The organism is Ciceribacter sp. L1K23, from assembly GCF_018122705.1.
Lineage (GTDB): Bacteria > Pseudomonadota > Alphaproteobacteria > Rhizobiales > Rhizobiaceae > Allorhizobium.
In genome coordinates this window covers 363,993-378,515 of the sequence record NZ_JAGRRC010000001.1, presented here as the reverse complement: position 1 = coordinate 378,515, position 14,523 = coordinate 363,993, and the positions used below count along the sequence as shown (strand labels likewise).

At 58.5% G+C, this 14,523-nt stretch carries 13 protein-coding genes and 1 pseudogene; 5 read left to right on the top strand and 9 right to left on the bottom strand.

From position 1 onward, the window contains the following. The first annotated feature begins 21 nt into the window (after positions 1-21). The 3 genes and pseudogenes from J5J10_RS01735 to J5J10_RS22685 all read left to right on the top strand — a co-directional run bounded on the left by J5J10_RS01735 (position 22) and on the right by J5J10_RS22685 (position 2,014). Positions 22-1,263, top strand: coding sequence for a cation:proton antiporter (locus tag J5J10_RS01735; RefSeq protein WP_211928561.1), 1,242 nt, complete (start codon positions 22-24; stop codon positions 1,261-1,263). Positions 1,264-1,313: 50 nt separating this feature from the next. Further along, positions 1,314-1,680, top strand: a pseudogene (locus J5J10_RS22345) (transposase); the annotation flags it as partial. Positions 1,681-1,798: 118 nt separating this feature from the next. Next, complete coding sequence (locus J5J10_RS22685; RefSeq protein ID WP_349252029.1) at positions 1,799-2,014, top strand: hypothetical protein; 216 nt, start codon at positions 1,799-1,801, stop codon at positions 2,012-2,014. Positions 2,015-2,118: 104 nt separating this feature from the next. On the opposite strand, the gene J5J10_RS01725 is transcribed toward J5J10_RS22685, so the two are convergent. The 5 genes from J5J10_RS01725 to J5J10_RS01705 are packed head-to-tail and all read right to left on the bottom strand — an operon-like array spanning position 2,119 to position 7,498. After that, positions 2,119-3,108, bottom strand: a complete 990-nt coding sequence (locus J5J10_RS01725; RefSeq protein ID WP_211928560.1) for a TRAP transporter substrate-binding protein — start codon at positions 3,106-3,108, stop codon at positions 2,119-2,121. Between the two features lie 28 nt (positions 3,109-3,136). Then, complete coding sequence (locus tag J5J10_RS01720) at positions 3,137-4,429, bottom strand: TRAP transporter large permease (protein ID WP_211928559.1); 1,293 nt, start codon at positions 4,427-4,429, stop codon at positions 3,137-3,139. Positions 4,430-4,438: 9 nt separating this feature from the next. Further along, positions 4,439-4,939: a TRAP transporter small permease gene (locus J5J10_RS01715; RefSeq protein ID WP_208552869.1), complete on the bottom strand. Its 501-nt coding sequence runs from the start codon at positions 4,937-4,939 to the stop codon at positions 4,439-4,441. Continuing rightward, on the bottom strand, positions 4,933-6,357 hold the full coding sequence (locus tag J5J10_RS01710; RefSeq protein WP_211928558.1) for a mannitol dehydrogenase family protein: 1,425 nt from the start codon (positions 6,355-6,357) through the stop codon (positions 4,933-4,935). The genes J5J10_RS01715 and J5J10_RS01710 overlap by 7 nt, the downstream gene beginning before the upstream one ends. A 10-nt stretch (positions 6,358-6,367) precedes the next feature. After that, positions 6,368-7,498 carry an L-idonate 5-dehydrogenase gene (locus J5J10_RS01705; protein ID WP_211928557.1) on the bottom strand — a complete coding sequence of 377 codons (1,131 nt, stop codon included), beginning with the start codon at positions 7,496-7,498 and terminating at the stop codon, positions 6,368-6,370. A 122-nt stretch (positions 7,499-7,620) separates the two neighbouring features. On the opposite strand from J5J10_RS01705, the gene J5J10_RS01700 reads away from it, so the two are divergent. Both J5J10_RS01700 and iolC read left to right on the top strand, forming a co-directional pair. Beyond that, entirely contained in the window at positions 7,621-8,457 is an 837-nt protein-coding gene (locus tag J5J10_RS01700; protein WP_208552875.1) for a MurR/RpiR family transcriptional regulator, read from the top strand. Positions 8,458-8,614: 157 nt separating this feature from the next. After that, positions 8,615-10,564, top strand: a complete 1,950-nt coding sequence (gene iolC, locus J5J10_RS01695) for a 5-dehydro-2-deoxygluconokinase (RefSeq protein ID WP_211928556.1) — start codon at positions 8,615-8,617, stop codon at positions 10,562-10,564. Between the two features lie 492 nt (positions 10,565-11,056). On the opposite strand, the gene J5J10_RS01690 is transcribed toward iolC, so the two are convergent. Genes J5J10_RS01690 through J5J10_RS01675 form a run of 4 tightly spaced genes read right to left on the bottom strand, consistent with a single transcriptional unit; the run spans position 11,057 to position 14,463 of the window. Next, positions 11,057-12,340, bottom strand: a complete 1,284-nt coding sequence (locus J5J10_RS01690) for an ABC transporter substrate-binding protein (RefSeq protein ID WP_211928555.1) — start codon at positions 12,338-12,340, stop codon at positions 11,057-11,059. Between the two features lies 1 nt (position 12,341). After that, complete coding sequence (locus J5J10_RS01685) at positions 12,342-13,388, bottom strand: aldo/keto reductase (protein WP_211928554.1); 1,047 nt, start codon at positions 13,386-13,388, stop codon at positions 12,342-12,344. 1 nt (position 13,389) lies between these two features. Next, positions 13,390-13,740: a TIGR04076 family protein gene (locus tag J5J10_RS01680; protein WP_211928553.1), complete on the bottom strand. Its 351-nt coding sequence runs from the start codon at positions 13,738-13,740 to the stop codon at positions 13,390-13,392. A gap of 9 nt (positions 13,741-13,749) precedes the next feature. Further along, complete coding sequence (locus tag J5J10_RS01675; protein WP_211928552.1) at positions 13,750-14,463, bottom strand: GntR family transcriptional regulator; 714 nt, start codon at positions 14,461-14,463, stop codon at positions 13,750-13,752. Positions 14,464-14,523 lie beyond the last annotated feature (60 nt).

Genomic DNA, 14,523 nt, shown 5'->3' with positions numbered 1-14,523 from the left:
AGGGCAGATGGAGCAGGAACCATGGAACAGCTTGATATCGCGCTCGCCTGCATCGGCCTGACCGTTATCCTGGTCGGCCTCCTGTCTGCTGCGATCAAGAAGAGCCTCGTCCAGGAGCCGATGATTGCCGTGTTCGTGGGGATCGCGGTGGGGCCCTTCGGCCTCGGCTGGCTCGACATCGGTCGCTGGGGCGAAGAAACCGCCGTTCTGGAACAGGCTGCCCGACTGACGCTCGCCATCGGTCTCATGGGCGTGGCGCTGCGCATCGACAAGAAGAGCGTTCAGAACCTCTGGCGACCGGTGACGGTCCTGCTTACCCTTGCCATGCTCGGCATGTGGCTGATATCCGCAGCTCTCGTAGCCTGGTGTCTCGCTGTGCCTTTCTGGCTCGCCCTGCTCATCGCCGCTGTCGTGACACCGACGGACCCGGTGGTCGCAAGCTCCATCGTTTCCGGCCCATTTGCCATTAAGCATCTGCCCCTTCGCGTCAGGGACGCGATCTCGCTGGAATCAGGAGCAAATGACGGGCTCGCCTACATCTTCGTCATGCTGCCGATGCTCATGCTGCAACATCCAGTCTCAGAGGCATGGGAGAGGTGGCTGGTGCATTCCTTGCTGATTGGCGTCGTGTCGGCGGCAATCATCGGTATCGTCATTGGTTACGCGGCGGCCAAGGCGATCGCCTATGCAGAACAGCGCGGCTTGGTCGAACAGCAATCGCTGCTGGGCTACACGGTCGCCTTCTCGCTCGTCACCCTGGGCGCTGCCGAACTTATGGGTGCGGATGCTCTGCTTTCTGTCTTCCTCTCGGGTTTCGTCTTCAACCTGGCGACCGACCGACAGGACAAGCAGAACGAGGAGAACATCCAGGAGGCCGTGGCGAAGCTCTTCACGCTCCCGATGTTCGTCATCTTCGGCATCGCGCTGCCGATCGGCGCGTGGCTGGACCTCGGCTGGCCGCTGCTGATCGCAGCGATTTACATTCTCCTGCTGCGCCGTCCGCCGGTCTTGCTTATATTTTACCCGCTCTTGCGCAGGCCGCTAAAGGGAATGGATATCGCCTATATCGGATGGTTCGGCCCAATCGGCGTTGCTGCGATCTACTATGCGAGCCTTGCAAGATCACAACTGCATGACCCCCTGGTCTGGTACGCCGCAAGCGCGATTATCTTCGCCTCGATCATGTTACACGGTATGACCGCGGCGCCGTTTACCCGGGGGTATGCTCGCCATAGATTCCGGCGTGGTGACCTGCTCCCCTGAGATGTTTTCAATTTTTGGGTTAGCCTCTTCCTCAACGAAGGAGACGGGCAATGGAGCGATCACGGTTCTCCGAAGAACAAATCATCGGAATATTGAAGGAGCATCGGACCGGGAAGCCGGCGGGCGATCTGTGCCGCAAGCAATGCTTCAGCGATTCGACCTATTACAGGTGCCGCAAATAGTCGGCGGCATGGAAGTGTCGGAAGCCAGTCGGCTGGAGGCGCTGGAAGAAAAGAACCCGAAGCTGAAGCAGCTTCCGGCGGAGCAGATGATGGATGTCGCCGAACTCCGCGAGATGCTCGGAAAAAACTTCTGGCTCCCGGTTCGAGGAGAAATGCCGTGAACTGGGCTATTGAAGCGAAGAGCTACTCACAGCGCAGATCCATCTGCACAGATGGCATAGTACCACGTGTCTATCCGCCATAGGTCGTCGGCGACAATGGCACCGAGCTAGATCGACCGCCATGTCACCTGGCTACAAGGTTGGGGTGAATGGCAATACATCGCCTCGGGCAGATCCAAGCATGATGGCGTCGTGGAATTGTTCAACGGTCGACTGCGTGAAGACCGTCTCAACGAACATCTGTTCCGCAGCTACCGGCAGCGCGCGAGATCATCGAGGAATGGCGCATCGACTGCAATCCGCACCCCAACACGAGCCTTGGCAGGTTGCACCAAATCAGTTTGCTACCCGGTCCAAGAGTTTGCTTGGAGACCGGTGTGGCTTCTCCAGCAGGCCTACTTTTCATAGGTTTTGGAAATCGCGGGTCTATGCGGCGACCAAAGGACCTAATGAAGGTCAATGAGCGATCAGAGGCTGCGCAGAGCGCAGCCTCGTCAGGTTGTGAAGTTTCTTTACTTTGCAGCGCTTTTGATGATGCCAACCGCCTTTTCGGCCCATTCAGCTCCACCAATCTGTCCATAGAACTGAGGCCAGAGAGCTTGTGCAGAACTCTGCCATTTTTCTTCATCCTTAGGCGCCCCATGAAGGTTGACGCCGCGCTTGGTCAACTCTGCGATCGCTTCATCCGTCTTTTCAGCCGATACTTGGCGGCCATAGTCAACCGCTTCCTTGCCCGCCTTCACGACGACCTGTTGAATGTCTTCGGGATAAGACTGGAAGACGCGCTCGCTGATGATCAGCGGTCCAGTCCATATCATATAGTGAATTTCAGTGATGTCGGACTGCACTTCATAAAAGCGCGATGAAATAGCTGTGGTGTACGGGTTTTCCTGGCCGTCGATCACGCGCTGCTGAAGCGCAGGAAACACCTCGGCCCAGTCCATCGGAATAGGCTCGATTCCCCAGCTCTTGAAGGTCTGGATCGCGATATCGTTCGGTGACACGCGGATCTTCAGTCCCTGGAGATCGTCCAGCGTTTCTACCGGCTTATTGGTGGTGAGAACACGGAACCCCTTTTCCATGAGGCCGAGAGCGCGTACGCCGGCTTCCTGGATGATGCGCTCGTTCAAGGGCTCGAGCAAAGCGTCCATGGCTTTATGTGCCTGGCTGGTGCTGTTGTAGGCATAGGGCAGCATCAGGACGCCCGACGATGGCGCGAGCGGCATGAGGTTGCCGGTATAAAGGATCTCCGCGTCGATCGACCCCATTCGCAGGGCCTGAGCCACTTCGGACTCGCCGCCCAGAGAGTTGTTTGGATAGATTTGAACCTCGACCTTGCCGTCCGAGTACTGTTCGACAAGCTCCTTGAATTTGACGGCGGTCAGATGAGTCGGATTGGTCTCGTTGTCGCCGTGGGACAAGCGAATGGTGTAGTCGGCGGACCAGACGAACTGGCTGCTGGCCAATACCATAGCGGTAGCGGCAATAATGGATTTAAACACGGGCAGTCTCCTCCTTCATTGATATCGATTAGTAGATGAACCCGAGCAACCGCGGCAGGAACAGCGAAAGCTGGGGAACAAAGGTGACGAGCAGCAGCACGCCAATTTCTGCAAGGATAAGCGGAATTGCAGCCTTGCTTACCTCCTCTACCGACGCATTGCTGATTTCGCTTGCGACGAAGAGGTTTACTCCTAGCGGAGGTGTCGAATAGCCAATCTCACAGGCGATGACGAACATGATGCCAAACTGGATTGGGTCGATTCCGGCACTGACGGCGACCGGCAGCAGTAAGGGCGTCAGGATGATGAGCTGTGTGAGCGTTTCCATCCACATGCCGACGAAGATCAGCAAGACAATGATTAAGAGGATCAGCACCACCGGGTTGTCGAAGGTGTTGATCATCAAGTTCGAGAAATTCTGCGGAACCTGGAAAATGGTGAGAATACGCCCGAGAAGTCGGCCGCTGACCAGGACGAACAGGACCACACCGGTCAATCGCACGGCATAGGACATGCTGTCGATGAAGTTGTCCACCGTCACCGAGCGGTAGATGAAAATGCCGACGAATAGCGCATAGAGTACCGATACCACGGAGGCTTCGGTCACGGTGAAGAGACCGGTATAGATACCGCCGAGGATGATGATAGGGGCGAGGATCGCCCAGCGGGCCTCCCAGGCGGCGGCGCCGATCGCCTTGAGACTGCGGCCGTCGGGGTTCGCAACGGCATAGCCGCGACGCTTCGAGATAAGACGTGATGTGGCGGTCAGGGCAAAAGCCAGCAGAAGCCCGGGAATGACGCCGGCAACGAAAAGGCCGGTAATGGATACTTCTGCCGTGATGCCGTAGATGATCATCGGAATGGAGGGTGGGATCACGACGCCGATCCCACCCGCATTCGAAGTGATCGCCGCGGCAAAGGATTTGTGATAACCCTCCTTGATCATCGTCGGGATCATGATTGACCCGATCGCAGCCGCCGTTGCAGGACCGGAGCCGGAGATTGCCGCGAAGAAGGTGCAGGCAACGATAGTCACGGTGGCGAGGCCGCCCGGTGTGGGGCCGACCAGCGAGCGCGAAAACGCGATCAACCTGGATGTAAGTCCGCCCTTCTCCATCAACACGCCAGCAAGCACGAACATTGGCACGGCGATGATCAGGAAGTCGTTGACGGCGGAATAAGCTGCCTGCACGACAAACGATAGTGGGATATTGGCCACAACCATGCCGGCGATGGCTGCCAAGCCGATCGATACTGCGACAGGTACGCCGAGCATGAGAAAGACAAAAAAGGCAAGTGTGAGAATAATTGGTGCGCTCATGATACTGCCTCAGTCGTCCAGCCGTGTGTCGATGACGGTGGGTTCGGCATCAGTCCACCGACGGATCATGACTTGGATGATGCGGATGCTCATTAGCGCGAAGCCAAGCGGGACGATAAGTTGTACCCACACAAGGTTGATGCCCGTGGTTTGCGAAATCAGCGGAAATTGAAACATGTCGGCGATGTAGATCGTGCCGAACCAGATGACTATACCGTTGAAAATCAGCCAAACCAGGTCGGCGATCGTCAACATCACTTTTTGGCCCATTGGTGCCAGCATCATGATCTGAACAGAGACCCGTATGTGACGGTCTTTCGCGGCGGCGATGATAAATCCGAAATAAACAGCCCAGACGAAAAAGAAGCGTGAGACTTCCTCAATCCAGGCAAAAGACCAGCCAAGAACATAGCGGCCAATTACCTGCATGCTCAGCAGCACAAGGACGAGGGTCATCAAGAATGCACCGATCCATTCCTCGATGGACCGCTTTCTCATGAAATTCAGCATATGGTGTCCTCCCCGCGATCAGCGGATGTACGGGCAATCAAGGCGCGCGGCGTTTCGCTCTTGAGAGAGCTCAGCATCGACACAACCCTTGCAAGGAAACCTCGATGCCTGCGAAGCGGTCCTGCGAAGAGATCGAGGGCAAGAAAGCCCTCTGCAAGCTGAGTGGAATCGCCGTTGGCGCCGGCTGTGATCTCAGCAAAACGAGCGGCAAGCGGATCATCGATCGGGATCGCCCGCCCGGCCGCGTCGCGACCTGTGTTGTATTGAATCCACGCCGCAATGATCAGCGCGTAGAGGTCCCGGTGGTCGGCATGGTCGAGATGGCAAACAGCAGCCTCGACAATCCGTTGACCAAGTTTGAACGAACTGTCGGTCCCGATCTGGGTTAGCCTGTGGCGAATATGCGGATTTCTCAACCGTGCCAGCGTCAGCCGGGCATAGGCCTCCAGATCTTCTCCGGCCGGGCATATGAGTGTTTCAGCCTGGGCGAACACGAAGTGGGATAGCCACTTGGCAAGAACGGGGTCAGCAGCCGCCTCCGCAGAGGTGGAAAATCCTGAAAGCACCCCGATATGTGCCAGCGCTGTCTGCGCGCCGTTGAGGATGCGGTGTTTCATCAACTCGTAGGGCGCTACGTCTTCGACTATCTGAACCCCCACGGTTTCGAGCGGGGGGATGGGGCCGGCCAATCGCCTTTCGAGAACCCATTGGCTGAAAGGTTCGGCAGCCACTCCCAGCGCGTCCGGCTGACCGACCAGGGCCGCGATCGCGGCACCGGCTTCTTCATCAACGCGGGGAACGATACGGTCTACCATCGAAACCGGGAATGTGACGTTTTGCGTCATCCAGTCCGAGAGCTCCGGACGGGTGCGCGCAACGAACTCACGCATCACCGCCTCAAGCAGACGTCCGTTGGCAGGAACGTTATCGCAACTGGCAAGTGTGATGCCGGGCAAGCCGGCGCGGCGGCGACGATCCAGGGCAAGCGCGAGCCAACCGATTGCGCTGACGGGTGAATCAGGCGTTGCCAGATCGCCGGAGATTGCGTCGTCGTCCAAGCGCTGCGTGCCCGGAACATGACAGTAGCCCTTTTCTGTCAAGGTCATGGTCACCAATTGCAAGGCCGGATCGCACAGCATATCGTCCGTCGCCGTATCAAGCACCTCGTAGAGGCTTTCCACCTGATGCAATCGCTCTCCCGACTCTTCGCGTAACAAAACATGGTAGCGACCATCCTGTGCAGCATGGGTCGCTGACAGATGAGGAGGGAACAGGCAGATGGCGCGGATACCGGCCTCTGGATGACCGGCGCGTATCATCGCGTCGGCATAGAGCGCCTGATGAGCGCGGTGGAAAGCGCCTGGACCAATATGCAGGATCGAGGGTGCCTTGTTAGGTTGGGATCGTTCCGACGTCATGATCAGCGCCTCAAGTGTCGAAGTGCAGCAGAACCTTGACGTTTCTGCTGCGGTCGGCCGCGGCGACAAAAGCCTCTTCGACCTGGCCCATCGAGTAACGACCGGTAATGAAGGAGGAAAGATCGACGGCGTTGTTGGTGATCTGCTCGACAGCCAGGTCGAATTCTTCCAGAAAGCGATAGGCGCCGAGCAAGCTAATCTCGCGGGTCAGAAGTCCGGCAAGAGACAATGGCGCCGCAGGAGGAAGAAAGCCAACCTGAACAATCTTTCCGCGCGGTCGCGTGAGACGGATCGCCATATCCAGGGCGTTGGCCGAGCCAGCGCACTCCAGCGTCACATCGACCTCGCCAATGACCGCCTCGGCCTCTGCACTCAATTCAGCGCTTCCAACCTGAAAGGTTTCGGCGCCGGTAACCTTTGCTATCCGGGTCAAGGCGGGTTCAGCTATGTCGGTAACAATCAGACGACCAGCTCCTGCGTTTCTCGCGGCGACAGCCACGAGGCTGCCGATCGTGCCGGCACCGGTTACCAGTACGGTGGCTCCCGGCGGAATTTCACCCAGCGCCACGGCATGGAGTGCAACGGCGAAGGGTTCACACAGCGAGGCCACCGCGAGATCAAATCCCTTGGGCAAAACCCGGCATTGGCTGGCAAGAACCACCGGGCGCTCGCTGAAGCCGCCGTTGGTGTGAGGCTGGTGGGCGGCACTGCCCATATAGCGCATGGACCGGCATAAATGGGTCAGGCCTGAACCACATTGATCGCACGTGTTGCATGGGCGCGAAGGATTGACGACAACAGGCTGTCCTATGGACAGCCCTGTTACATCATCACCAGCTTCACAAACTATGCCGCTGAATTCGTGGCCCAGAATCATTGGTTCGCGAACGATCGAGTTGGCAACGCGGCCATGCTGGTAGTAGTGAAGGTCAGACCCGCAAATGCCGCCCCACGCAAAGTCCAGGCGGACCTCGTCCTTACGCAAAGGGGTCTCAGGCCATTGCTCAATCGCTATGTGTCCAGCGGACTTTATCACGCAGGCTCTCATAATTCCTCCCAAGGCCAGCATCGCGTCACCAGCCACGGCGAGGACAATAGAATGAATATTCTTTTTTTTGCAAGCGTAAAATGTACGTTGCATTTTTCATCGCATGCCAATTTCGTTCGTCACGCAGCAACAAGCTGAGAATGGGCCTATACGCAACGTTCCGTGAGAGATAATTTGGAATGAAAATTCCATCGAACGAGGGGAGAGTTTCGCAAATGACCAGTAGCCCCGAGCGGCCTGCCAGTTTTGACGAATTGTGCGAACGACTTGCTCGCGATCGCCACGCCATGCCCAAGCGTCTTTCTCAGACTGCAATCTACATGGTCGGGCACCCGGACGAGGTAGCATTCGGTACGGCAGCCACAATTGCAGAGGCGGCCGGTGTTCAGCCGTCGACACTCGTGCGCTTTGCCAAATCTATAGGGTTTGACGGATTCTCGGATCTGCAAACTTTGTTCCGGGAGCGGCTTCGCGATCGTAATCAGAGCTACGAGGCCCGGTTAAATGCCTTAGACCACAGCAGCGAGGGGGACGAAGGCCGCCAGTTGTTGAAAGGGTTGATCGCAGCAGGTCAAGATTCGCTCGCACGCCTTGAGCAGGACTTTGATAGCCTTGCCTTCGAGCGGGCAAGTACTCTCCTGGCCAATGCCGGGACCATCTACTTGTGTGCACGCCGGCGCGCGTTTCCCCCTCTCATTCAAATGCGTTACGCCTTTGCGAAACTGGGGATAAGAAGCGAAATCTGCGGCTCGATAAACGGGATCGACGAGGATCTCCTTTTAATGGCCACTCCAAGCGATGCCGCTATTGTCGTGAGCTTCCTGCCGTATTCCGACCAGACGATCGCGATGGCCCGGCAGCTAAAGGATCAGGGGGTGCCCATCGCCGCCATTACGGACTCCCCACTTTCTCCGCTCGTCCCCCTGTCGGAAGTTTGCTTCCAGTTGACCGAGGCTGATTTTGCAGGATTTCGGACGCTGGCGGCTGCTATCACACTCGCCATGGCACTCACGGTCTCGGTGGCGGACAGAAGGCGCCGTCTCAGTCGCTAACGCAGCCGTGGTGAAGGAAGCGCAACTGCCATCAGGCTACAAGATGGAACATATATTCCGTATTGACTTGGATTTGGAATTGTAGTTTCACCTACTCCAGTAGACATTCGCCGAATGCCTCGTCGCATTTGGCAAGATCAATTGGGAGGGTGCCTGGATGAGCGCTTCAGCGGGTAACGTGACACAGCAGTTTTCTAAGAAGCCCGCAGATGATCGGGCACTCGACGTGATCACGATCGGACGCTCTTCAGTTGATCTCTATGGGCAACAGATAGGATCCCGGCTTGAGGATATTTCGAGCTTCGCCAAGTCGGTGGGCGGATGCCCGACCAATATCGCCGTGGGGACCGCAAGATTGGGGCTGCGCTCGGGCCTGATTTCCAGGGTTGGCGCCGAACAGATGGGCCGGTTCATTTGTGAACAGCTCGAACGTGAGGGCGTCGATACCAGCGGCGTTCGCACGGATCCAGACAGGCTTACGGCGCTTGTGCTGTTGTCGGTGGAGAACGACCGAAGCTTTCCTTTGATTTTCTATCGTGAAAACTGTGCCGACATGGCGCTGGACGTAGAAGATATCGATCCAGGCCAGATTGCGTCATCCGCATCCGTGCTGGTAACCGGCACTCATTTTTCTCGTGAAAACACCTACGCGGCACAGATGCGGGCCATAGAGATTGCCCGCAGCCATAATCGTAAGGTCGTCTTCGACATCGACTATCGGCCCAATCTATGGGGCCTTGCTGGCCACGCCGCAGGAGACCAGCGTTACATCGCGTCTGGCGAGGTCTCGGCAAAATTGCGCGAGATCCTGCCATTATGCGATCTGATCGTCGGCACGGAAGAAGAGATCCTCATCGCGTCCGGCGAAAATGACTGCCTGGCTGCAGTGCGGGCGATCCGGGCTTTGAGCAATGCCGTGATCGTTCTTAAGCGCGGGCCTATGGGTTGCATAGTCTACGAAGAGGGGGACATCGACGCACTTGAGGATGGCATTGTCGGTCAGGGTTTCCCTATCGAAGTGTATAACGTCCTCGGCGCAGGCGACGCCTTCATGTCCGGATTCCTGCGCGGCTGGCTACGCGGCGAGAGGCTGGAGACCTGTGCCACCTGGGCCAATGCCTGCGGAGCATTTGCCGTTTCCCGGCTGCTCTGTGCGCCCGAAATACCGACATGGCCGGAACTGCAGCATTTCCTTGAACATGGCAGTCCGCATCGCGCTTTGCGGAAGGATGTCGAGCTGAACCATATCCATACTGCCACCACCCGCCGGGCGGATCTGCCACAGGTCATGGCCTTTGCGATCGATCACCGGTCTCAACTTGTGGAGATGGCGGAAAAGGCTGGCGCTTCGCTCGAACGGATAGAAACACTTAAAGTTCTGGCGGTCGAGGCTACGGCAAAGGTCGCGCAGGGACGTCGCGGCTTTGGGATGCTGCTTGATGAGCGTTTTGGACGACAAGCCCTCGCAAGAGCCAGCGAAGTGGGGCTTGATTGGATTGGTCGCCCGGTTGAGGAGCCCGGTTCGAGGCCAGTGAGATTTGAATACGGCCAGGATATTGGAGCGCAATTGGTGGCGTGGCCCGTCACCCATTGCATCAAGGCGCTGACGTTCTACCATCCGGGCGACCCGGAGCCGCTAAAGTCTGAGCAAATCAGCACTCTGCAGCAGCTATGCGCGGCAGCACGATCCGTCGGCCGTGAACTGCTGATTGAGATAATTGCTTCCAAGTCCGGTGAGGTGGACGCCGACACCGTGGCCACTGTTATCCGCGATATCTATTCTGCCGGCATCCGGCCGGACTGGTGGAAACTCGAGCCCCAAGCCGATGCATTTGCATGGCGGAATATTGAAGCTGCGATCGCCGAACATGATCCCTGGTGCCGCGGAGTGCTGCTCCTTGGGCTCGACGCGCCGATCGAAGAAATACGAGAAGCCTTCGCAGTCGCCGCGCAGTCGCCGATCGTCAAGGGCTTTGCCGTCGGACGTACGCTCTTTGGTGCTACCGCGGCGGACTGGCTGGCAGGACGCATCGACGATGAGACCGCGGTCGGGCAAATGGCTGATCGTTTCCAGGTCCTCGTTGACGACTGGCTTTCGTTGCGCTGAACGAGGACTTTGGAGGTCACACCCTGCCTCGAAACGTCGCGGGGCTTCCGGCGACGGCTAGACCGCAAGCGCAATCATCAATCCTTGTGTGGAGATCTCCGCACGATCCTTATCCTGACCTTGGAATGATCGGCTATTTGATCTTCCAAGTCTGTCTGGCGCCTTGCGATCGAAGCACACAGCGGCGCCTCGGTTCGATGGCAGCTCCCTTCGTGCTCTCGCTTGGCCAGCGAGGCTTCGCAGCGGCGCAGGAATTTTGTATTGTCCGCCAGCTACTTGAATTCCCCGGCAGAGCGTCGTCAGACAAACTCCGAAGATTGTAACCGGGGCGGTTAATCGGGCATGCCCGTTGAAGTCTACATCGAAACAGAAGAGCGAAGCGTCATCTGTTACCTTGCGAAACCATTCATGGACCAAGCCATCAAGGGGTTCCGGGAGGATTGAGGGATTGGGCGGCTGAGGAGCCGCCCAGTGTTGATCGCCTTTTAAGAGTTACTTCGCCAAGCTAGCCTTGATTTCGGCCACTGTCTCGGACTCCATCTGGCCGATTGTCGTTACTTCTCCGTCGGTGATCTTCCACAGCCTGAAGGGGCCGGTGATGTCGCCGTACTGGTCGAAACTCACAGGGCCGATGACGCCTTCGTACTTGATCGGCTTGCCGTCCTTGAGCAGGCCGAGCGCCTTCTCGAATTCGGCCTTGCCGGCGTAGATCGGCGTGCCGCCGGGTGCTGTGACTTCCGGAATCGCCGCCTTGATCGCGTCCTTGTCGGCCTTGCCTGCCTTGGCGATCGCGAGAGCGACAATCGCACCGGCATCATAGGAGCGGTCTGCGGCCGGCGCCGATGGCTCGATCCCGCCGGAGAAATCCGCGTAATTCGCGTTGAAGTACTCGGTCGATGCAGTTGGCGTGGTACCGGATGATGTGCCGTAGGCCTCATTCAGATATTGCGGGCCGACGCTGGCGATGAAGTCCTTGGAGTTCATGCCATCATTGAACAGGAATTTCTGGACGCCGCCGCCGGAAACCCAGGCGCGGGCAATCGTGGCTCCGTCCACCGGCGTGGAGATGAGATAAAGCGCATCCGGTTCACCTTCCATGGCAACCGACGCTTCTGATGAGTAGCTGGCCTGCTTCTCGTTATAGGGTGTCGTCGAGGTAATCGTGCCGCCGAGCTTGGTATAGGCAGCGGTGAACTCCTGCATCAGGTTGTTGCCGAAGTCGTTGTTGACGTGAATGATCGCGATCTTCTTCATGCCCTGGTCGAGGGCGTATTTCGCTGCCGCCGTTCCCTGCAGGGCGTCAGATGTGATGGTGCGGAAGAACACGCCATTGGTCTTGCCTTCGCGCCCGAGGGCCGTCAGCGTCGGGGATGAGGATGCCGGCGAGACCTGCACCACACCGGCAGGTGCGGTGACGGAGGTGAGAATCGGGATCGAAACCGAGGAAATGATGCCGCCGATGATGACCGGCACCTTCTTGATGTTGACGAGCTGTGTTGCCTGATCCACGGCGACATTGCCCTGGCTCTGGCTGTCGCGCGTATCCATCACGAGCTTGCAGCCATCAACGCCGCCCGCTTCGTTGAAGTCACGGAAGGCCATCTCGACGGATTTGGCGCCCGCCTTGCCGTATTCGCCTGCGGGGCCGGTGAGCTCCATGACCACACCGACGGTGATGTCGCATTGCTGCGCGAAGGCCGGTGCAGCACCGACGGCAAGGCCGGCAAGCATGGTTGACGTCAGAACGAGGCGTTTCAGTTGATTTCCCTTACTCATGTCATTTCCCTTTGTTGAGATTATATTTCATGATGCTGCCGTGGCGCCCGGTGCGGTCCCGCTCCAGCGTATAGACGTCGCCTTCCAGTTCGCGCGCACCCGCCATGGCGGTCTCGATCTCCGCCAGGTCGGTGTCCGACAGGACGACATCGGAGATGGCGAGGTTGGAGGCGAGGTGATCGCGATTGCGCGCGCCGACGATCACCGCCGTCACGCCTGGCCGGCGGAGCATGGCGGCACTGGCGATCGTGGCGATGTCGGTCGCATGACGGTCCGCCACCTTGCGAAGGGTTGCAAGCAATGCCTGGAACAGATCCCAGCCACCGAGATCGTCGATGATCAGCTTGTATTTGGTCAGCGAACGGTTCTCGAGCGGATGCTCTGGCTCCGTCTTGCCAAGCCAGCGATCGGAGAGGAAGCCACCGGCGACCGTGCCGTAGCAGAACAGCGCGAAATCGTGGCGAGCCGCCAGGTCGACCATGCGCTTTTCCGGGCGCCGGTCGAGCAGCGAATACTGCAGTTGCAGCGAGGTCAGCGGGATCCCGGCATCGAGGATCGCCGTGACATGGTCGGTGTCGAAATTGGTGGCGCTGATCTTGTCGATGCGCCCATCGGATTGCAGCTCCTTCAGCCAGCCAAGCGTGTCCAGCCAGGCTGGCATCTCGTAGTCCCACCAGTGGAACTGGACAAGATCGAGCCGCTCCATGTTCAGTCGCTTGAGCGACGTGTCGATCACACCTTCCACATAGGATCTGGTGATTGTCGGGAGAACGCCGAGATCGGGTACGAATTTGGTGTGAACGCGAATGCGATCGAGTCCGGCCTGGCCGTGCAGGTCGCGGTAGCGCAACCGGAAGCGCCCGATCAGGTCTTCCACGCCGGTGTAGATGTCTGCGCAGTCGAAGGTGGTGATGCCCGCATCGGCAAAGGCCACCATGTCTTCGATGGCCGTCTCCTCATCAATGGCGCCATGGCCACCGGCAAGTTGCCATCCGCCGCGGATGACGCGGGAGATTTCGTAACCGGGGGCGATGGAGATGCGCTGCATGTTACTCTTTTCCTTCGAGGGGCACGGCTGTCGTGGCGGCATGGCTGAACTGGCGAAGCCCGGTGCGCCGAATTCGCAATCGGGTGGAGCAGTTGGGATCCGGACAGGCGATCTCCGCGTCCGTTGTCATCCAGTCATGCGCATGGGTGGGACGTTGCTTGGCGGCGAGAAGGGGGAGCACGGAGGCGAGGGAGTAAATCGAGATGCCCTGTCCTGGCGGGAGATAAAGCATCTCGCCCTGCAGCTCGAAATAATCGCCTGGCTTGGCGCCGCAGTAGACGGCTCCAACTTCGGGGATCACCACCTCGACACGCAGATCAAAGAGCTCGAAGGTATCGTCTTTAGCGCCCATCGATTTCCCTCACGCTGCTTCGTCGCCGGCGTCGAGGCGCCCTCGCACGAGATCGAAGGAGCGTCCGATGTCGTTGGAAAGCGCGTCCACGGCAGCCTCCTCATCGCGTGCTTCGAGAGCTGCGATCAGCGTCCAGTGGTGGTTCGTCGCGGCAAGGCCACCTTGTTCGTCATGGATATGAGCAGCGGCCCGGACCACCGGGCCGGACTGGAGCCAAAGGCTCTCGACCATCGGGATCAGCACACGCGAAGAGGCAGCGCGATAGATGTGGAAATGGAAGCGATGATTGATTTCAGAGGTGACGGGGCCGACGTCCTGGCCATGCCGCTTAAAGGCCGCCTCGCAATCCCGGTTAATCTGTTTCAGGCTTTTGATGTCTTCCGCCGTCAGTCGATTACAGGCGAGCGCCACCAGACGCCCCTCGATCAGGATGCGGGCGCGCTCCAGGTCATCGAGACGGTCACGGGTGATCAGAGGGACCCTGACGGTGCGATTGGGCAGAGCCTCCAGCGCCTGTTCGGAGACAAGGCGACCCAGCGCTTCGCGTACCGGCATGGTGCTGGTCTTCAGGCGGTCCGCCATGTCGACGATCCGCAGCATGTCGCCTGCTGCAAAGCCGCCATTGATCAGGGTGCGGCGCAACTGCTCGTAGACGCGATCCTGTAGCGTCTCTCGCCCGACAGGCGTCAGCAGATCATCCGACTGGGCGACCGTATCCGTCATTCCGCCTCAACTCCCCGGAAATATCGGTTGATTTTCGCGTCTGCGTCAAGTTTGATCAAA